The sequence below is a fragment of the Ignavibacteriales bacterium genome, assembly GCA_026390575.1.
Lineage (GTDB): Bacteria > Bacteroidota > Ignavibacteria > UBA10030 > UBA10030 > Fen-1298.
This window is the reverse complement of the sequence record JAPLFR010000008.1, coordinates 289,453-309,362: the sequence shown is the minus strand read 5'-3', so window position 1 is coordinate 309,362 and position 19,910 is coordinate 289,453. Positions and strand designations below refer to the sequence as shown.

Genomic DNA, 19,910 nt, shown 5'->3' with positions numbered 1-19,910 from the left:
AATCCTGAGTTAATGGATTTACAACAAAAAATTGAAGAAATAGCGACTCCTTTCCTCAGTGCAATTGATGCATTCATTGTCGATTTTCATATTGTGCACAGTGAGCAGCGAAAGGTGTTGCAGCTCTTTGTGGATACCGATTCAGGTATAACAATTGGTCAATGCACTGAGCTCAACCGAAAAATTGGAGAAGCGCTGGAACTTCAAAACACCATCCAGAGTTCGTATGTATTGGAAGTGTCATCTCCTGATTTAACGAAGCCGCTTAAACTGTTAAGGCAGTATCGTAAAAATATAGGTAGACAATTTCACGTACGGTATCGAATTGATGATGGAGTTGCAGAAATCATCGCCAAACTTGGCGGAATAGAAGGTGATCTTTTAACTTTTATCACCAAAAATGAAGAAACCTGTAAAGTTTCTTTTAATGAGATTATTGAATCAATTGAAGAGCTTCCCTGGTAAGTAACAGATCGATGCTCTGTCGCATGGAGGTAAAATGAATCACGAGATTGTTGAATCATTCGCACAGATGGCTCGCGAAAAAGGCATCGACAAGGATATCCTTATCGGAATAGTGGAAGATATCTTTGGGATGATGGTGAAGAAGAAGTACGGACCAAATGTAAAATATGACGTTGTCGTCAATATGGACAAAGGTGACATCGAAATCTACCTTGAAAAAGAAGTTGTCGAAGTGGTGGAAGATCCATCCACACAGATATCCGTTGCGGATGCACAAAAGAAATCTGGAGATAATTTAGTCGCCGGAGAAGAGTTTGTTGAAATCGTTCCATTGGCAGACTTTGGCCGCCGCCTTGTGATTAGTGCAAAGCAAAACTTAAATCAACGCATCAAAGAAATCGAACGTGAGGCGATCTTTAATGAATATACGAACTCTATCGGGGAAATTGTTGTAGGTGAGATTTATCAGATTCGAAAAGGCAAGGGCGAAATTCTTGTCATGCACAACAAGAATGAATTGCTTCTGCCAAGGAACGAACAAATTTACAAGGAGCGGTATAAAAAAGGCGACACGATCCGCGCTATTGTAAAAGAAGTCCGCAAAGGAGCAGGGAATCCGACTGTCGTCATATCCAGAACAGATCCTGCGTTCCTTATGCGTTTGTTTGAAATTGAAATTCCCGAAGTCTACGACGGAATCATTGAAATTAAACGGATTGCACGCGAACCGGGTGACAGAGCCAAAGTGGCAGTTCTTTCACACGACGAACGTATTGATGCTGTCGGGGCATGCGTTGGAATGAAGGGTGTGCGTATCCATGCAATAGTTCGAGAATTGAATAACGAGAATATCGACGTCATTAATTATTCTGAAGATCCCATGGTATTTATCCAGCGTGCACTTGCACCGGCGAAACTTAAAGAAATTCAAATGGATAAGGACAATAAGAAGGCAATCATCAATGTTGCCAACGATCAGGTTTCTCTCGCGATTGGCAAAGGCGGACAGAATGTTCGCTTGGCCTCTAAATTGACAGGGTATGAGTTGAATGTGCAAAAAGAAGGCGGAGAGGAAGAAGAATACGACATGGATCTTTCGGAATTCCGTGAAGAACTGGGCGATGTCCTTTTCCATAAATTCTTTGATGAAAACTACAAATCGGTGCGTGATATTATCCAAACGTCAAAAGAAGATTTGGTGAATACACTCGGTATCGAACCGGAAAAGGTGGACGAGATTCTTACAATGTTGAAGAAGGGTTTTGAAGAAGCAGAAATTGAAGTTGACGAAGAAACAGATGCCTTGCTTGCAGAGATCGATGGATCAGGAAAAGAAGAAAAATCTGAAAAAGAGGAAATCTCTGCAGATATAAAAACGCACGAAGAATCAACAGTTAAAAAGACAGAAGAACCTAAGCCGGAAGGCGAGTAAATAACACTCATTTCGTGTGTAACGAAAGAAGATCAGAATGTCTGAACAAGGTTTTAAAAAAATGAAGATCTTCAACCTCGCAAAAGAGTTAAACCTTTCAAGCGAGACGATTATCGACTTTCTCAAAAAGAAGGGATTTGATGTGAAGTCCCACATGTCCTCTGTGACTGAGGATATGATGCCAGTTATTATGGGCCATTTTAAGAAAGACAAAGAAGTTGCAGAGAGGCATCAGCGCAAGATTCAAGAATTCCGTTCTACACGGAAGAAAGAATCGCCCGAAAAAGCAGAGATCACCGAGAAGGTAGAAAAGAAAGCTGCAGAAGAAGTTCCTTTAAAAAAGGGAGAACCACAGCCAATACTAGAAGAACCGTTAGTGAAAGCTGTGGAAGAAATTCCTCTACCGCATACGACAGAAGCAGAAAAAATCCCTGTTAGGGAAATCCCGCAGCATGAAGTAGAAAAAGCTGTAATGACTGAAAAGCCAATTGAACCTCCATTGCCGGTTGTTGAAGTAAAATCAATAGCTGAGAAACCGAAGGGAGAAGCTCCAAGCAAAGAAAAACCTGCAGGGCGGGCAAAAAGGCAAGTACAAACTCCATTGGAAGCTGCTGTTGCGCGTTCGCAGCGCGGATTAACAATCAAGGGGAAAATAGATCTCACTCCTGCTCGAAGTGCTCAGAAACCGGAGATAGAAGAAAAAAGAAAAAAGAAAAAGAAAAAGGTTCGCGATGAAATTAAAAAGACGAAGTCGGCACCGGGGAAGTCGGAGGATGAAGAAGAATCAAAATCGCGAAAACGTAAACGAGTTCGTCGCGCTGAAGTGAATGAAGATGAAGTAGCGAAGGCAATTCGTGAGACTCTGGCTGATCCAGGTGACGAGTTAGCCATCGCGCGTGCCGCCATACGCAGGAAGAAAAAAGAAAAGCGCGAAGAAGAAGAACAGAAAAAGCTTGATCAGATTGAACATGATAAGATGCGCATTAAAGTGACAGAATTTGTTACTGTTGGTGAACTTGCTAATCTCATGCAGGTAACGGTGGCTGAAGTCATACAAAAAGTTATGGGTCTTGGCATTATGGTGTCTATCAATCAGCGCTTAGATAAAGACACCATTACGCTGGTATCTGACGAGTTTGGATTTCAGGTGGACTTTGAGGAAGAGTTTTCGTCAGAAGCGCTTTCGGACATCGAAGATGACGAAGAGACACTTCTTCCGCGCGCGCCAGTCGTCACGATTATGGGACATGTCGATCACGGTAAAACATCGTTGCTCGATCATATTCGAAGTGCAAATGTTGTTGCCGGTGAAGCAGGTGGAATCACACAGCATATCGGGGCATATGAGGTCACAGTTGGTGAGGATAAACAGATCACATTTCTTGATACGCCAGGCCACGAAGCATTCACTGCAATGCGCGCCAGAGGCGCCCAAGTGACGGATATTGTGGTGCTCGTGGTTGCTGCAGACGATAGTGTGATGCCGCAAACCGTGGAAGCTATAAGTCATGCACAGGCAGCAAACGTCCCGATCATCGTCGCAATTAACAAAATCGATAAACCAGAATCTAATCCTGAACGAATCAAACAACAATTAGCGGAACGAGGACTTCTGGTGGAAGAATATGGTGGGAAGCATCAGGTAGTTGAACTTTCGGCGAAAAAGGGGACAAATGTCAATTTGCTTCTCGAAAAAATCTTGCTGGAAGCCGAGATGTTGAATCTTCGAGCTAATCCAAATAGAGAAGCACGCGGAACTGTTGTGGAAGCTGAGTTGGATAAAGGCAAAGGAATCATTGCTACAATTTTAGTGCAAAAAGGTACCTTGCGTATTGGTGATTCATTCGTCTGTGGTGTTTGGAGCGGACGCGTACGAGCTATGTTTAATGAGCGGGGTCAACGAGTAGAAGCCGCTAAACCATCGCAACCTGTCCAGGTAGTTGGTTTCGATGGCATTCCACAGGCAGGCGATGATCTCATTGGCATTGAAGACGAACATCAAGCACGTGAAATTAGTCTCACGCGTCAGCAGTTGAAGCGTGAACAGGATTTCAGACAAAACAGACGCGTCACATTAGACGATATATCGCAGCAAATCAAAGAAGGACAAGTACGCGATCTGCCGGTTATTGTCAAAGCAGATGTGGATGGTTCGGCAGAAGCTCTTTCGGATTCTTTGATGAAACTCTCGACCGATGAAGTCAAAGTACAGGTAATTTATAAAGGCGTCGGTGGTATTTCTGAATCAGATGTATTGCTTGCTATGGCCTCAAGCGCGGTGATTATCGGATTCCATGTCCGTCCCAATCTCAAAGCACGCCAGCTTGCACAGCACGAAGATGTTGATATCAGAATCTATAATATTATTTATGATGCCATTAACGATGTACGAAAAGCGCTGGAAGGTTTGTTAGCGCCAACGGTAACAGAAGAAGTGACTGCAACAGTAGATGTCCGTGATGTCTTCAAAATATCTAAAATCGGAACGATTGCCGGTTGCCATGTGAGAGATGGTAAAATCATGCGGAACAATCATGTACGTCTCGTACGTGATGGCATTGAAGTGTTTGATGGAACTATCGCCTCGCTGAAGCGTTTTAAAGACGATGTTAAAGAGGTCGAACAAGGATTTGAATGCGGTATTAGTCTTGAAAATTTCAACGACATCAAGAATGGCGATATTATTGAAGCGTATAAGACTGTAGAGACCAAACGTAAATTGGAATAAAGGATAGAATGTGTCTGTTCGATCAGAAAAAGTTGGATCGCTCATTAAAGAAGAATTGAGCGTATTGTTTCAACGCAACTTCAGCATGGCCGATTTCGGATTTTTAACTGTGACAGAAGTGCTCATGAGTCCAGACCTTAAGGTCGCAAAAGTGTATGTGAGCATTTTTGGGGACGAAGAGCGGAAGAAAAAAAGTTTCGCCAAATTAGAAGCTCAAAAATCGTCGATTCGTTCAATGCTTGGACATGCGGTGCGCTTACGTTTTACACCTGAAATTATCTTTTATTTGGATGAAACGTTGGACCGGGCAATGAAACTCGAGAATATTTTTCATAAAATTCACGAGAATGATTCAAAGAAAGAAGAAGAGAAAAGTTCGACTGATGCATGAATGAAGAGAATGTTGTATTCCATGACTTTTCAATTGAAGGTGAAGTTCTCTTTCTTGATAAGCCCTTAAATTGGACGTCGTTCGATGTTGTTAAAAAAGTACGTGTGCTCTTCGATGTACGGAAAGTGGGGCACGCAGGAACATTAGATCCACATGCAACAGGTTTGATGATTGTCTGCACGGGTAAGAAAACAAAAAGTATTGAACAGTTTGTTGGATTAGAAAAAGAATATACGGGTACGTGTAAAATTGGAGAGCGGACTCCAAGTTTCGATACAGAAACAGTAGCTCATGAACGGAAAGATTCTTCTGCTGTCACTGAAAAGCAGATAAAAGAGACAGCACAGAGTTTTATCGGCAAGCAGTTCCAACTGCCGCCTATGTATTCGGCAGTGAAATATGGAGGAAAACCACTCTATAAATACGCGCGTGCCGGAAAAACTGTAGAACGCGTTGAACGGGAAATAGATGTTTCATGTTTTGAAATTAGTACTATTCGTGATCAGTATGTCGATTTTTGTATTGTTTGCTCAAAAGGTACCTATATTCGTTCTTTGATAGATGAATTTGGACTGCGACTTGGATGCGGTGCAACGTTGACTGCGCTGAGACGAACACGCATTGGTGATCATCGTGTTGTACAAGCTATGACAATAGATCAATTGATCGATTGGCGGAATTCAATCTCCATAACAAATCAGAGCTATCATGAAATTGGCTCGACAAATTAAAGAGATTCCGTTTAATAAAAATTCAGTGATAACGGTTGGGACTTTTGATGGTGTTCATCTTGCCCATCAAAAGATTATACAAGAAGTCGTTGCTCTTGCAAGAAAGAGAAACGGCAGAAGTGTCGTGGTAACGTTTGAGCCGCATCCGCGAGAAGTTGTTGCACAGGCAGATACGAAGATACAACTTCTCACGACTCTGCGAGAACGTCAAGAGGTATGCGAGAAATTAGGCGTAGATTGGTTTCTTGTGATTACCTTTGATAAAGAATTTTCGAACCAGAGTTTTCGTGATTTTTATGTCACATACTTAATCGGCGGAATAGGAATGAACGTAGTTGTTGAAGGGTATGATCATCACTGGGGAAGGAACCGCGAAGGAACAATTGGGTCGTTGATACAATTAGGTAAAGAATTTGAATTTGATGTTGTGAACATTGAACCATTCGTTCATAACGGTACACCGGTGAATAGTTCTATCATACGAAACGAACTCAACCGGGGAATGGTAGATCAGGCCGCAGAATTGTTAGGCAGACCTTATACATTGCGCGGGACTGTTGTTGCTGGAGACCGGAGAGGACGTCTTCTCGGTTATCCAACAGCAAATATAGAACTTGATTCACAGAAAAAACTTATCCCTGACAACGGAATCTATTTTGTGAAGGTTGATGTCGGGGAGGATACGTATTTTGGTATGGCAAGTATTGGAGTGCGTCCAACCTTTCCATCAACTGGTAGACGCACAATTGAAGTACATATTCTCGATTTTGATGAAGATATTTATGGATCTGATATTCAAATCGGTTTCTTGCGTAGACTGCGCAATGAACTCAAATTTAATTCGGCGGAAGAACTTATTCAACAGATGCACAAAGACAAGGAATTAAGCAGCGTTTTACAGCTTGAATATAAAAGTATAGTATAGAACTATTGTAGTACAATTAAATTTACAAGGAGCTAAAATGCCAATTACAACCGAGCAAAAGAAAGAACTAATTAATAAATACGGCAAAAATTCTTCAGATACAGGTACTCCTGAAGTACAAATTGCCCTTATCACGGCGAATCTTAACAGTCTGTCCCCGCATCTTGATACATTTAAAAAAGATCACCATGCTCGGCTGGGTTTGCTGAAATTAGTCGGCAAGCGGCGCCGGCTTCTAGACTATTTAATGAAAAAGGATATTGCACGATATCGGAAAATTATTCAAGAGCTTGAGATTCGTAAGTAAACAACGACGGTTTAATTGATAGCATTTTTTTAGTACGTGGTTCTTTAGAAGAAAGAAGCAGGCACCTATGAAGGTCACAAAGGAAATACAAGTCAACGGAAAAACATTCACGCTGGAAACCGGCAGGTTTGCCAAACAAGCACATGGCGCGGTCATGGTCAGGTATGGAGATACCATGGTACTGGCAACCGTCGTGAGTTCTTATGAAGCCAAAGAAGGACAGGATTATTTTCCGTTACAAGTCGAATATCGTGAAAAAACAGCGGCAGCAGGAAAAATTCCTGGGGGCTTTTTCAAGCGTGAAGGACGTCCTACAGAAAAAGAAATATTATCGTCACGCTTGATTGATCGTCCTATTCGACCGATGTTTCCTAAGACATACACAAACGAAACGCAGGTTCTTGTCACTGTGTATTCTTCTGATATGGAACATGACGGCGATGTTCTTGGTGCATGTGCGGCATCTGCGGCTCTCATGGTATCTGATATCCCATTTGATGGCCCCATCGCAGAAGTACGTGTAGGCCGTATTGGTGGAAAGTATATTGTGAATCCAACATTCAAGGAACTAGAGTCGAGCGAGTTAGATATTACCGTTGCTGGAACGAATGATTCTATTGTCATGGTTGAAGGTGAATCTATCGAAGCTTCCGAAAATGATTTACTTGAAGCGCTGCGAGTCGGCCATGAGGCAATAAAGAGCCTTTGTGCTATTCAAATGGAACTTGCTAAAGAAATTAATAAGCCGAAACGAGAAATTATTGTTCCGGAAATCCCGTCTGGTTTGCAAGAAGACGTCAAGATTCTTGCAGAAGCCAAGATGAAACAATTGAGCCGTACAGTGATGGCAAAAGAGGAACGATCTGAAGCGACAAATAAAGTGTATGTTGAAGTCAAAACTTCTTTGGCAGAAAAATATCCTGAAAAAGAGCTTGTCATAGACGAAGTACTCCACGATATCGAACGTGATGCAATGAGGTCTACTATTCTCAACGATGGCAAACGTCTTGATGGACGCGGGTTGACGGACATTCGAAACATTACCTGCGAAGTTGGGATTCTGCCTCGTACACATGGTTCTGCGCTCTTTACACGCGGTGAAACCCAAAGTCTTACATCTGCAACACTTGGGACAAAAATGGACGAACAAGTTCTGGAAGGGTTGCTGCCTGAAACAACGAAACGCTTCATGCTCCACTATAATTTTCCACCGTTTTCCGTTGGTGAAGTCGGCAGACTTGGTTCTACAGGACGGCGTGAAATTGGACATGGAAATCTTGCAGAGCGTTCGCTGAAGCGATTGATTCCGGTTGAAGCAGATTTTCCATACACCGTTCGTGTCGTTTCTGATATTCTTGAATCAAACGGTTCATCATCAATGGCAACGGTGTGTGCGGGTACACTGGCACTTTTTGATGCCGGTGTTCCTATGAGCCGCGCGGTCGCCGGTATTGCAATGGGACTCGTAAAGGAATCTGATCAAGTTGCCATTCTGAGCGACATTCTGGGAAATGAAGATCATCTTGGCGATATGGATTTCAAAGTCGCTGGAACAACTGTTGGAATTACTGCATTCCAGATGGATATCAAGATTAAAGGTATCTCATTTGAGATTCTTGAGAAAGCGCTTGCTCAAGCGAAAGAAGGACGAATGCACATTCTTGATATTATGGCTCAGAGCCTTCCTGCCGCACGGACGGAAATATCTCAGTATGCACCGCGTTTGCAGACTATAAAGATTCCAGTTGATATGATTGGCGCACTCATTGGACCTGGCGGAAAGAATATTCGTCAGCTCGTCAAAGATAGCGGTGCAGAGATCAATGTCGACGATGACGGTACGGTAACGGTTGCAGCAGTAGAAAAAGAATCCGCGGATAAGGCGATGCTCTATATTCGTGGTCTTGCCGATGTACCGGAAATAGATAAAGTATATAAGGCAACGGTTAAAAAAATTACAGACTTCGGTGCATTCGTTGAAATTCTACCAGGGAAAGAAGGATTGGTACACGTCTCTCAGCTCAATGTGCAGCGTGTAGAAAAAGTAGATGACTTTGTGAAAGTAGGCGATACGCTTGAAGTTAAATTAATGCATATCGACGCAGATGGAAAAATGAGCCTCAGTCATAAAGCATTACTGCCTGGCGGAGAGAATGCGAGTGAGGAAATGAAGCGTTCCCGTGAGCGGAAAAAGACAGATCATCGAAGTGGAGGTAGAGACGACCGGCATTCACGTCGTTAATCATTTCATTCTGCAAGGAGTACATATCCTCACATCACATACAATGAATACATGATGTGAGGATTTCTTTTATGAATCTTACTATTCCACAAATACATGGATTGAAAGGGAATCTTCAAATTCCTGGTGATAAATCCATTTCACACAGAGCTCTTATGATAGGCGCTCTTGCAGACGGTGTATCGGAAGTAAGTTCCTGTTCGCATGCGGCAGACCCCCTCAGCACACTTTCATGTATTAAACAACTTGGAGTTCAGGTTCAGGAACGTGATACTTGTATTTTGATACATGGAAAAGGACGTCGTAGCTTGAAGGAGTCATCCACTCCTTTAGATGCAGGTAATTCTGGTACAACGATGCGTTTGCTTTCAGGCATTCTCGTAGGTCAGAATTTCCACTCGGTACTTCTTGGGGATTCCTCACTTTGCCAACGACCAATGAAGCGTATCATGGATCCACTTCGACAAATGGGTGCAAATATCCATGGCACTGAAAAGAATACTGCTCCGCTGTTTCTTGAACCTGTCGAACAACTTCATGCAATTCAATATACCTTGCCTGTGCCAAGTGCACAGGTGAAGTCTGCTGTGCTCTTTGCCGGCCTTTTTGCTGATAGTCAGACAACGATCATTGAAAATTCTAAATCCCGCGATCATACTGAACGAATGCTCGGCTTGCATTCAGAAATAAAAAATGGGTCCAATGTCGTTGTAGTTCACCCGAACGTGAAAATTGAAGGGAAAAAGTTTTTTGTTCCTGGAGACATATCCGCAGCAGCATTTTTTCTTTCCGCAGGATTGATTGTACCAGGATCAAATTTCATCATACAAAATGTTGGACTCAATCCAACGCGCAAACATATTTTAGATGTATTCAAAACAATGGGTGGTCATATCAAAGTTGAAAACGAACAAATCATCGAAGGTGAACCTCTTGGTGATCTTGTTGTTCAGTACTCAGAGTTGAAAAGTAATCTTGATCTGCGGGGTGCAGAAGTTGTTGACCTTATAGATGAGATTCCAATTCTCGCAGTAACAGCGTTATTTGCAGAGGGTACATTTAGCATTCACGATGCACGAGAACTCAGAGCAAAAGAAACAGATCGAATTTCTGCCATTGTGAATAATCTGCGTTTGTTGGGCTGTGAAGTGGAAGAATATGAAGATGGATTCGCTTTTGAAGGGAAGAAACAGTATTCAGGAACCGTTATTCCTAGTTATGGTGACCATCGAATTGCAATGTCTTTCGGAATAGCGGGGCTAATAATTCCAAACATTACTATAGAAAATACCGAATGCGCCGAAATCTCATTTCCGGAATTTTGGCAAAAGCTGCTTTCTTCTCCACGTATTTAAAAATACAATGAACCATTGGCAGTACGAAATGGCGAATCATTCGATTCGCCATTTTTATTCAAGGTTGATAATCTGATGCATGAACTTATCGAGAACAAGTTCACTGCGCAGCCAGCGTAAGAATTCCAATCCGTATTTATTCAAAAAATAAACAATATTCATTTCTCGTTCTTGCAAGTTAGAATTCGGAAAGAGACTTAGTGACACTTTGTCCAATTGACGAAGTGATATTTCATGCTGACGTACCTGTGCAGCAAGAGTCTTTTCTTTTAAACCGTTCAGTGCCCCTTGCATCCGTGAAAGAGTGCTTTCCATTGCCGGAACAAGTGTTGGATCTATTGATTCTAAGCCACCCTTCAAACTGGTTAAACTTTCGGACACTGTGCCAAATGTATTTGAGAATAATTCTTCGACCTTGAAATCCGAGATGGTTGCGGTTATTCGTCCCTTGAGAATATCAATATCAGTAAAGAAATCCTTCGATTGAAGGCCATATTTATTGATAATTTTTTGGATCCGATCTTCCACAACAGTTGCACTGCACCGAGGATATATGATAGGTTCAGGAATGTCAAAATTCTCATAGAGCAGCTTAAATTGTGCAAAGTAGGCAACTTCAGATGGCCCTGCAACATATGCAAGAGTTGGGAAGAGATAATCCTGACAGATAGGCCGGAGAATAACATTTGGACTAAAAAGATTCGGGTCAGTGTTTAAAAATTCAAGCATTTCTTCTTTACTAAAAGTTCGACGTGTTCCCTTCAGGGAGAAGCCCTGCTCGCGAGGTTCTATGGCATACCTTCCTCCATTGTGAAATAGAAAAAGATTTACTGCACGTGGTTTTACCTGTGCATGATATTGCTTCTCCAGAAGCTCACTTTGCGTAATAACAAGCTGACATGTGTGTGAGATATTATTTAATTCCTGTTCAAAGATTGGCTTAAGTATTTTCTTTGTATCAGGATTGTGAGGATCGAAGAAAATCAGCCCGGAATCTTCAAGTAAAACATTGACGAGATGGATAAATGCGCGACTGAATGTCATTCCTTTTTGGTACGCTGTTTCAAATAACTCAAAGACTTTTGGCGAATATTCTGTCGGTAATAATGATTGATGCAGACTGCTGAAGAGCATTCCTATTGATTCATCCAAATGAACGCTGCCAACTGCACCTACATTAGTCCCACTTGTTTTTTCTTCAGAGGGATAGCGATGCTGCTGAAGTTCATTCGATGCATTGAGGATTGAAAAAGAACTCACTTCTTCTATATCGTGGTCTTCGCCCTCAATCCAAAATATCGGGACAAAGTTGTATTCAGGATATTGCTGCGAAAGTTGCTCGGTAAGTTTTAACGTGGTCAATATTTTATACAGTGTATAGAGTGGTCCTGTGAAAAGACCAACTTGTTGACCTGTAACAACGGCAACTGTATTTTCATTCAGAAGAAGATCAATGTTTGCTAATGTCTTGATGCCGCAATGATAATCTCGATTCTGATTGAGAAGAACTTGAGCAACCGAAGAACGGTCTATCTCTCGATGTGTCACCGCATTGAGCCGTGATTGCCAGAGATTCTTATCACGGAAATCACCGATGAAAAAATCTTTCACACGCGAATAATTGTCGATATAGTCGACAAAAAGACGGGAAAACCCTGATTCCCCGGATTGGAGTTCATTGAATGGGATGCAATTCATAGGCATTTTAAGAAAAATAAGTGCATTAAAAGTTTTTAATTAATGGAAAGAATAATCTTTTCCAGGAGTTCAGAGAATCGCTCCTTCACATTGTTTGCTGTTTCTGTGACTTCTGCATGTGACAGTTTGTTCTGCGAAATACCGGCGGCTAAATTCGAGATGAGTGAAATGCCGATAGTTTTCATTCCTAAACTGCAGGAAGTGTATAGTTCAGGAACTGTTGACATACCAACAGCATCAACACCAAGGAGTTTAAGCATCTGAATTTCCGCTGGCGTTTCATAGGACGGACCTTTCAGCCAACAGTACGTACCTTGTTGCATCGGTATTTTAATTTGTGCGGCACACTGAAGAACTGTTTGCTGCATCTTTTGATCAAAATATACATTTGGAGTGTAAGTCGAAAAACTGCGCCCATTGCTCTTTGAATGATGCTGTAAAAAGGTAAGATTGATGATATCTTGGATAAGCATAAGATCACCGGCAGAAAAACAACTATTCAAACCGCCAGCCGCATTAGTAATAATAAGTTTCCTGATGCCTATCTGATGTGCAAGGATGACCGGGAATACAACTTGGTCAAGTGACCCAGATTCATAGAAATGAACGCGCCCTTGAAAAACAAGAAGAGGCATCGATTGAGTAGAATCCTTTTGCAGGTAACCGAAAAGAAGTTTTCCGGCATGACCTTGTACAGATGAAACCGGATAATTTGGTATTTCAGACGCCAAAATTGAGGATACTACTCTAATGTTTTTAGAAAATCCACCTAATCCAGATCCAAGAATCAGTGCAAGCCGAGGTTTAAAATCTGTCACACTCCGAATGAACCTAAAGGCTTCCTGAATATTCTTTTTCTTTATCAAGTTCTTATCGCTCAATGGACTGTAAACGGATCGTGCTCCGATGTCATTCCTTAGGTGGTTTGTGACAATATCGGCATCTTGCCTCATAAAGATCCTTAGCGCCAACGACAACACGTTCGTGCTGTTCACTTTTACGCTGTGTCCTATCAGCAGGGTTTCCACATACTACGCAAATTGCTAAGGTTTTGGTGATATACTCAGCAATAGCAAGGAGTTGCGGCATTGGTTCAAAAGGATTTCCTTTGTAGTCTTGATCGAGTCCGGCAACGATGACTCGCTTTCCCTGATCTGCCAATTGATTACATACATCGACGATATTGGCTTTAAAAAATTGTCCTTCATCAATTCCAACTACTTGTGCATCACCAGCCAAGGCTAAAACTTCGATAGCATCTTCAATTACTTGAGCGTTTAAAGATTGTTCGCTGTGCGAAACAATGTGCTCCTGACTATATCGAGTGTCAATTTTTGGTTTAAAAACAACAACCTTTTGTTTTGCGATTTGTGCACGACGAAGACGGCGAATAAGTTCTTCAGTCTTACCGCTAAACATACAACCGCACACAACTTCAATCCAACCGGTATTACGCGGAACGTTATGTAATGCAGACGTATCCATTTTTATTTCTTCAGTTTAAGTGATCGTTTCAAGTTTTTTCCAGTAAATGCAAATGGGAGAAGAGCGCTAAGTTTTAATATTTTAAATCGTTCTTTGGAGTCCATCATGACAATATCAATATCACCAGCCAAATCTGATAAAACCTGCCGACATGCACCGCAGGGAGCTGTAAAGCCATGATCATCTGAAACAAGAGCAAGTGCAGTAAACTTTGATACTTGTGATGAAATGGCATTAAAAATAGCAACCCGTTCTGCACAGATCGTAAGTCCAAAAGAACTGTTTTCGATATTACACCCTGAAAAAACCGTACCATCGATGGCAAGAACTGCTGCACCAACTCTGAATTTGGAAAAAGGAGCATATGCATTCAGTTTTGCTTTTTGAGCGGCTTTTACAAGATCCTTATATTCTCTTTTCATAAATTATGCTATGACTGATTGTTTACTGTTGCGTGTGAAAAATATATAGAAGATTAGACTGAGAAGCAATTTATGGGGATCGTATGGTGATAGAACTCATAGTGAAGTGCGGCGCCAACTACGGCACCACTACTCGCTCGCGGACATTTCCTGCATTGAGAATAGGCTTTGCTTAAATCATGTTAACCTGTTATTCATAAACAAGGTAAGCGCGAGTAGCTGGATATTTTCACATAGTTACTTCTTCAAAAGTTAGATTCCCGAAAGGCTGAAAGCCTACTAATGTATTACGCTTCGCGTGATTCAATTTTATGCCATCGGCTGGGAATGATAGCCGGAGACCTGAGAACGAAACAAGCGTTAGCTTGCAACAATATTCAAGTCATTCCCGTCCCGATTGTCCGCGACAATCGGGATTAGTTCGGTTCGATGAGGAAATCAAAGCGAGATATCGATCCGACTTTAGTCGCGACCGCGACTGTCATATGGCAGTCGGGCAAAGTCGGAGGGGAATCCAAAATAATCCACTACCTAAGCACAGTTCTTTTATTTATTTCGGATTGGTTCAAAAAATAAATATCAGGCATGTGAGTTCCCAACACTACAATGGAATCACATTGTGATTCAATCCATTAATAATTATATTCAAATGTTAATAGTATTTATCTATGAAAACGAAACTAAAGAAAATTGCAAAACCATTCAGCATTGTTCTGCTCATTGGACTCATTCTTTTCTTCCTTTTTGACAGTGTGTTGATGCCTTTCTACGTGCAGAAGGGGAAGACAACGAAGGTTCCTGATGTCATTGGATTGCCACTTGAAGAAGCAAAACAACGAATTAAAGAAGCTGGACTGGATCCTAAAGAAGCGGAATACAAAAATGATAAACGGTATAAAATCGGGACAGTCACGTTACAAAATCCAATTGCCGAATCAGAAGTAAAACGAGATAGAGGTGTTTATTTAACTATTAGCGGAGGAGAAGAACTTGTTGATGTTCCAAATTTGAAAGGCAAATCTGTGCGTGAGGCAGTTTTCAATCTTGAAAAATGCAATCTCAAACTTGGAACAATTTCGTTTGAACCATCAGAAGAGATCTTTGCAAACACGATTATTCGGCAAGAGATTCTGCCAGGCGCGAAAATTAGAAGTGGCAATATCATCAATGTCACTGTAAGTCAAGGACGCTCTACCGACAAACTTCCGGTGCCAGATGTTTCATTAAAGACTCTCAATGAAGCTGAAAAAATACTTATCGATAACGGATTTCGAATTGGGAACACGAGCTATCAAATGAATAGTGATATCCTTCCTAACACGATACTTGAACAAAACCCGCGTGCCGGCGAACTTGTGCAATTGGGACAATCCATAGATCTCATTATTGCTCAAAAGGCTGGCACCGACAATAAAATTAGGAATTAATAAGATGATAAAAATTGCGCCTTCATTGCTCGCTGCAAATTTTAGTAATCTTGGAAAACAGATTGCCGAAGCTGAACAGGGTGGAGCTGATTGGATACATCTTGATGTCATGGACGGACATTTTGTTCCTAATATTACATTTGGTCCCTCACTTGTGGATGCAGTGCGGCAATGTACAAAACTTCCCTTAGACGTACATTTGATGATCGAAGAACCGGAAAAAATACTTGCCGCGTTTCGTTCTGCGGGAGCAGATATTATCACCGTGCATCAGGAAACATGTCCCCATCTGTATCAGACGATTCAAACAATAAAAGAAAGCGGCAGTAAAGCCGGAGTCGCGCTGAATCCATCAACTCCAATCGCTATGCTTCAGGAAGTGATCGATGAAATCGATCTTATCCTCATTATGACGGTTGAGCCGGGATTTGGCGGTCAACACTTCATCAAACAGTCTCTCAGAAAAATTCAAGAAACGAGAGAAATGATTAACCGTTCAAAAAAAGATATTTTATTGGAAGTCGATGGCGGAATAGATATAACCACAGCACGTTCCGTTGTGGAAGCAGGTGCAAATGTTCTTGTCGCCGGGACCGCGGTGTTTAAAGCAGAATCTATTCAAAAAGGGATTCAGCTACTGCGAATTTGATTGACTATTGATTATAAATTGACTTTATTATTGTGATTGCAATTGACTATCCTTCTCAATAAGGGGCGAAAGGTGCAATCGAGATACCAATCCATCTCTCACTAACCATACATAGGAGGTTATATGAAACACCAAAAGGTGTTCTTTTGGAGTTGTATTGTTTGTCTATGTCTGCTTTACTCTTGTAAAGAGCAGACACCAACTGGTCCCGAGAATCCCATTGCAACTAACGGAATATCGGCAGCTGATGGAATCATATTTGATGGAAAGATTCTTACAGTTCCAGAAGGGAATACATGTTTCTTAACAAAGCTTCCATCGTCTCTTAATAAAAGTTCATCAGGAATAAAGACGTACGATTTTGATAAGCTTTATATAAGAGGTAATCTTATTATTGAGGAAATAGTAAAAATTAATGCGACAACAATCGAGTTAAAAGGTGAAATAAAATCAAGTAAATCACTTTATATCAAAGCAGATACTCTTTATGGTAATGGCATCATTAACACCTCTGCATCTGCAGCGCAAGACATAAAATTAGTTAAGAGTGGAAGTTTGCAAAAGACATATGATTCTGGCTCACATGGGGGTCCTGGCGGAGATGGTGGAAGCGGAACGAATGGTGACTCTGGCGAGTTTCCTGGATTCAATAATAATAGAAACGGTACAAATGGTGGAAGAGGTAATGATGCTACAAGTAATGGTACTAATGGCTCGGATGCACTTTTAACTATTACTTACATTATGAGTTCTATTCAGATAGATACTTATGGAGGAAGAGGTGGCAACGGTGGTAATGGTGGTAATGGCGGTAGTGGTGGTAATTCTGATTATTATCGATACGAACGTCAGGTAATTAGCAATAATGTATATATTGACCGTTGGGAGTACGGCTTTTATTTAACTAATAATTATCAAACTGTGATTCCGGTACCTGCGTTTAATGGTGGTAGTGCTGGCAGTGGCGGAAATGGAAGTAATGGTGGAAACGCAGGATCTATTACTGTCTATTATCATTATTTAGCTCCAGGTGCGAATATCAATTGTAACTCAAATGGAGGGAATCCCGGCTTAGGTGGAAATCCAGGCACTCCTGGTGCCAAAGGAATTGGGCAACCGATGAATATAGTCGTAGATATTGTAGCATGGGGAAATCATAATCAAAATTCTATTCCAGGATCCGCTGTTCCAGATGGTCAAAATGGTATTGCTGGTCAAATTGGTAATGGTGGTGCTCCTGGTCTAAGCCGTAGTCCAATCATACAACCATATTAGTCATATTGGAAAAACTTTATTAAACGGGGTCATCCTATTGGATGGAATGGATGACTCCGTTCTTGATAAATTTTCTGGATGGTATGTTACGGGTTATTGAATTGTAATTGGCATCATTAAACGGTTTCCTCGAATACTGTAGGAACATATACTTGATTTGTATCCATTCAAGAATTTGGAAAAGTGGGAATAGTCATTACTGAATTTATCGAACGCTGTATAGTATATTGTCAATTCAAATTAGTCCTTCATTTTATTCTCCACAATAACGGCGGCCGAGTAAGTATATTTCCTATATAGTGCTTGCATCTTAGTCGTAGAAATCTTAACATTTGTTAGTGAATAAGTTGAAATTGTTAATATAGTATCGTATTCAATGAATATTACGTTAACAAAGAAGGATAACGATTATGATGCTCGATAAAATAGATTGTGAATTGCTTGATATTCTTCAAGTGGAAGGAAGAACGAAACGGAACGAATTAGCAGAGAAGGTAGGGCTCTCGCTTCCTGCCGTCAGTGAGCGAATGCATAAGCTTGAACAAGAGGGGATCATCCAAGGATATTACACAAGACTGGACCACAAGCGTCTGGGAAAAGACATTACTGCATTTGTTGTTGTGACAGTAGATTCATCGAGACACTATCAAACGGTGCTTGAACATGTTATGAAAACTGACGACATCCAGGAGTGTCATGCAATAACAGGGAATGGCACACATTTATTGAAAGTGCGGACAGAAAATACTGAAGGTTTAGAAAAATTATTATCGAAGATTCAATCGTGGCAAGGAGTTTCCAAAACGACAACAAGTCTTGTCCTCTCGAGCCCAAAAGAAACCACCAAGATAAAAATCACTGCTCAAAGATAATTATCTGCAAATCGTCATTTCCCCTAGACCACGAGATGTATTATCCATCTCAACCTGAAGCATTGCTTTTCATTTCCCTTCTTGCTACTTTCACAACACAGACGAGGTGACAGTTGGAGTTCTATCGTATTACATATAAAACCGAAAAGCGAGTGGGGATGATCTCTCTCAACTGGCCGGAAAAACAAAACGCCCTTGACGATCAGATGGTCTCTGAACTGACGCAGGCATTTGTGCAAGCGCAAAGGGACGCCGCTATCAAAGCAGTGATATTGCGCGCAGAAGGCGATACATTCTGTTCTGGTATGGAATTTTCTTATCTCCAGCGTATTTCTAAATACGACTTCAATCAGAATCTGCAAGACTCGACAGATCTCATGAAGCTCTTTCAGCAGATTTATACGTTGCGAAAACCAGTCATTGCGCTCGTTCAAGGAGAGGCACTTGCCGGAGGATGCGGATTGGCGACTATCTGTGATTTCGTTATCGCTGCTCGTGAGACCGCAAAATTTGGATACACGGAAACGAAAATAGGTCTTATTCCAGCAATTGTCTTGATATTTTTAGTAAGGCGGATTGGCGAAGGACGAGCGCGCGAGCTTGTATTACAAGGGAACATCATCGATGCAGAAGAATCTCTTACGCTTGGACTTATTAGCAAAGTTGTACCCGCAATCGACTTAGAAAAGACGGGTGTGCAGCTCGCAAATGAATTGATCACAAACAACAGCGGCTCCTCGATGGGATTGATCAAGGAACTTCTTGCGCGCGTGTATGGAATGGAAACAAGCGATGCGCTGGATTATGCTTCTCATCTCAATGCGTTGACGCGCATGACAGACGATTGCAAACGGGGGATTGACGCATTTCTCAATTCCAAACCAATTAAGTGGTAATTAATTATGGGTGAACCATGAAACAGCTTTCTGATGCCATCCGCAGCATTCCTGATTTTCCAAAGAAAGGTATAGTCTTTCGCGATATCACGACGCTGCTCAAGGATGCAGATGCCTTGCAGAGTGCTGTTGCTCTTTTAATGAAACACTATGAACATTCAAAGATCGATAAGGTTGTCTGCATCGAATCTCGCGGATTTATCCTCGGATCAGCGTTAGCAGTGAGTTTAGGTGCGGGCTTTGTTCCTATCCGGAAAAAGGGAAAGCTTCCTGCTGAAGTAATGAGAGAGCAGTATGCATTGGAATACGGTACCGATGTTATCGAAATGCACGTGGATGCAATCCAGCCCGGAGAGCGTATTTTATTGCATGATGATTTGCTGGCAACGGGTGGAACGATGTGTGCAGCCGTTAAACTTGTTGAAAAACTTCACGCAAATATTGTCGGCATATCTTTTCTGATTGAGCTCTCTTTTCTTCAAGGACGAAAAAACCTGAAGGAGTACGATATTTATTCACTTGTCCAATATGACAAAGAATAATTCTTACTCTTTCATTTCTCTACTATGGAATTCCCAGCGTTATATTTCTGATCACTTCTGATACAACG

Annotated in this window: 19 protein-coding genes; 15 read left to right on the top strand and 4 right to left on the bottom strand. The window is 41.5% G+C overall.

Going from position 1 to position 19,910, the window contains the following annotated elements:
- The first annotated feature begins 12 nt into the window (after nt 1-12).
- The 9 genes from NTX44_07500 to aroA all read left to right on the top strand — a co-directional run bounded on the left by NTX44_07500 (nt 13) and on the right by aroA (nt 10,576).
- On the top strand, nt 13-465 hold the full coding sequence (locus NTX44_07500; GenBank protein ID MCX6121452.1) for a hypothetical protein: 453 nt from the start codon (nt 13-15) through the stop codon (nt 463-465).
- A gap of 34 nt (nt 466-499) precedes the next feature.
- Nucleotides 500-1,897 carry a transcription termination factor NusA gene (nusA, locus tag NTX44_07495; GenBank protein MCX6121451.1) on the top strand — a complete coding sequence of 466 codons (1,398 nt, stop codon included), beginning with the start codon at nt 500-502 and terminating at the stop codon, nt 1,895-1,897.
- A gap of 37 nt (nt 1,898-1,934) precedes the next feature.
- Complete coding sequence (gene infB / locus NTX44_07490; protein MCX6121450.1) at nt 1,935-4,625, top strand: translation initiation factor IF-2; 2,691 nt, start codon at nt 1,935-1,937, stop codon at nt 4,623-4,625.
- Between the two features lie 10 nt (nt 4,626-4,635).
- Nucleotides 4,636-5,016: a 30S ribosome-binding factor RbfA gene (gene rbfA, locus NTX44_07485; GenBank protein MCX6121449.1), complete on the top strand. Its 381-nt coding sequence runs from the start codon at nt 4,636-4,638 to the stop codon at nt 5,014-5,016.
- Nucleotides 5,013-5,747, top strand: a complete 735-nt coding sequence (gene truB, locus NTX44_07480) for a tRNA pseudouridine(55) synthase TruB (protein MCX6121448.1) — start codon at nt 5,013-5,015, stop codon at nt 5,745-5,747. Before rbfA ends, truB begins: the two co-directional genes overlap by 4 nt.
- Nucleotides 5,725-6,672: a bifunctional riboflavin kinase/FAD synthetase gene (locus NTX44_07475; GenBank protein ID MCX6121447.1), complete on the top strand. Its 948-nt coding sequence runs from the start codon at nt 5,725-5,727 to the stop codon at nt 6,670-6,672. Before truB ends, NTX44_07475 begins: the two co-directional genes overlap by 23 nt.
- A gap of 37 nt (nt 6,673-6,709) precedes the next feature.
- Nucleotides 6,710-6,979 carry a 30S ribosomal protein S15 gene (rpsO, locus tag NTX44_07470; protein ID MCX6121446.1) on the top strand — a complete coding sequence of 90 codons (270 nt, stop codon included), beginning with the start codon at nt 6,710-6,712 and terminating at the stop codon, nt 6,977-6,979.
- A gap of 67 nt (nt 6,980-7,046) precedes the next feature.
- Nucleotides 7,047-9,221 carry a polyribonucleotide nucleotidyltransferase gene (pnp, locus tag NTX44_07465; GenBank protein MCX6121445.1) on the top strand — a complete coding sequence of 725 codons (2,175 nt, stop codon included), beginning with the start codon at nt 7,047-7,049 and terminating at the stop codon, nt 9,219-9,221.
- 71 nt (nt 9,222-9,292) lie between these two features.
- Entirely contained in the window at nt 9,293-10,576 is a 1,284-nt protein-coding gene (gene aroA, locus NTX44_07460; protein ID MCX6121444.1) for a 3-phosphoshikimate 1-carboxyvinyltransferase, read from the top strand.
- A gap of 54 nt (nt 10,577-10,630) precedes the next feature.
- On the opposite strand, the gene bshC is transcribed toward aroA, so the two are convergent.
- Genes bshC through cdd form a run of 4 tightly spaced genes read right to left on the bottom strand, consistent with a single transcriptional unit; the run spans nt 10,631 to nt 14,181 of the window.
- Nucleotides 10,631-12,274, bottom strand: coding sequence for a bacillithiol biosynthesis cysteine-adding enzyme BshC (bshC, locus tag NTX44_07455; GenBank protein MCX6121443.1), 1,644 nt, complete (start codon nt 12,272-12,274; stop codon nt 10,631-10,633).
- 35 nt (nt 12,275-12,309) lie between these two features.
- Nucleotides 12,310-13,227: a purine-nucleoside phosphorylase gene (locus NTX44_07450; protein ID MCX6121442.1), complete on the bottom strand. Its 918-nt coding sequence runs from the start codon at nt 13,225-13,227 to the stop codon at nt 12,310-12,312.
- Complete coding sequence (locus NTX44_07445) at nt 13,184-13,759, bottom strand: thymidine kinase (protein MCX6121441.1); 576 nt, start codon at nt 13,757-13,759, stop codon at nt 13,184-13,186. The genes NTX44_07450 and NTX44_07445 overlap by 44 nt, the downstream gene beginning before the upstream one ends.
- A gap of 2 nt (nt 13,760-13,761) precedes the next feature.
- Nucleotides 13,762-14,181, bottom strand: coding sequence for a cytidine deaminase (cdd, locus tag NTX44_07440; protein ID MCX6121440.1), 420 nt, complete (start codon nt 14,179-14,181; stop codon nt 13,762-13,764).
- A 668-nt stretch (nt 14,182-14,849) separates the two neighbouring features.
- On the opposite strand from cdd, the gene NTX44_07435 reads away from it, so the two are divergent.
- From NTX44_07435 to NTX44_07410, 6 genes are all read left to right on the top strand, one after another.
- Nucleotides 14,850-15,608: a PASTA domain-containing protein gene (locus NTX44_07435; protein MCX6121439.1), complete on the top strand. Its 759-nt coding sequence runs from the start codon at nt 14,850-14,852 to the stop codon at nt 15,606-15,608.
- A 4-nt stretch (nt 15,609-15,612) separates the two neighbouring features.
- Nucleotides 15,613-16,257 (top strand): ribulose-phosphate 3-epimerase, encoded by a 645-nt coding sequence (gene rpe, locus NTX44_07430; GenBank protein MCX6121438.1) that lies wholly within the window; start codon nt 15,613-15,615, stop codon nt 16,255-16,257.
- 123 nt (nt 16,258-16,380) lie between these two features.
- On the top strand, nt 16,381-17,532 hold the full coding sequence (locus tag NTX44_07425; protein MCX6121437.1) for a hypothetical protein: 1,152 nt from the start codon (nt 16,381-16,383) through the stop codon (nt 17,530-17,532).
- Nucleotides 17,533-17,942: 410 nt separating this feature from the next.
- A complete protein-coding gene (locus NTX44_07420; protein ID MCX6121436.1) occupies nt 17,943-18,404 on the top strand; it encodes an Lrp/AsnC family transcriptional regulator in 462 nt (153 codons plus the stop codon).
- A 152-nt stretch (nt 18,405-18,556) separates the two neighbouring features.
- The gene (locus tag NTX44_07415) at nt 18,557-19,300 is read left to right on the top strand and encodes an enoyl-CoA hydratase-related protein (GenBank protein MCX6121435.1); all 744 of its coding nucleotides are present in this window, start codon (nt 18,557-18,559) and stop codon (nt 19,298-19,300) included.
- A 17-nt stretch (nt 19,301-19,317) separates the two neighbouring features.
- Nucleotides 19,318-19,842: an adenine phosphoribosyltransferase gene (locus NTX44_07410; protein ID MCX6121434.1), complete on the top strand. Its 525-nt coding sequence runs from the start codon at nt 19,318-19,320 to the stop codon at nt 19,840-19,842.
- Nucleotides 19,843-19,910 lie beyond the last annotated feature (68 nt).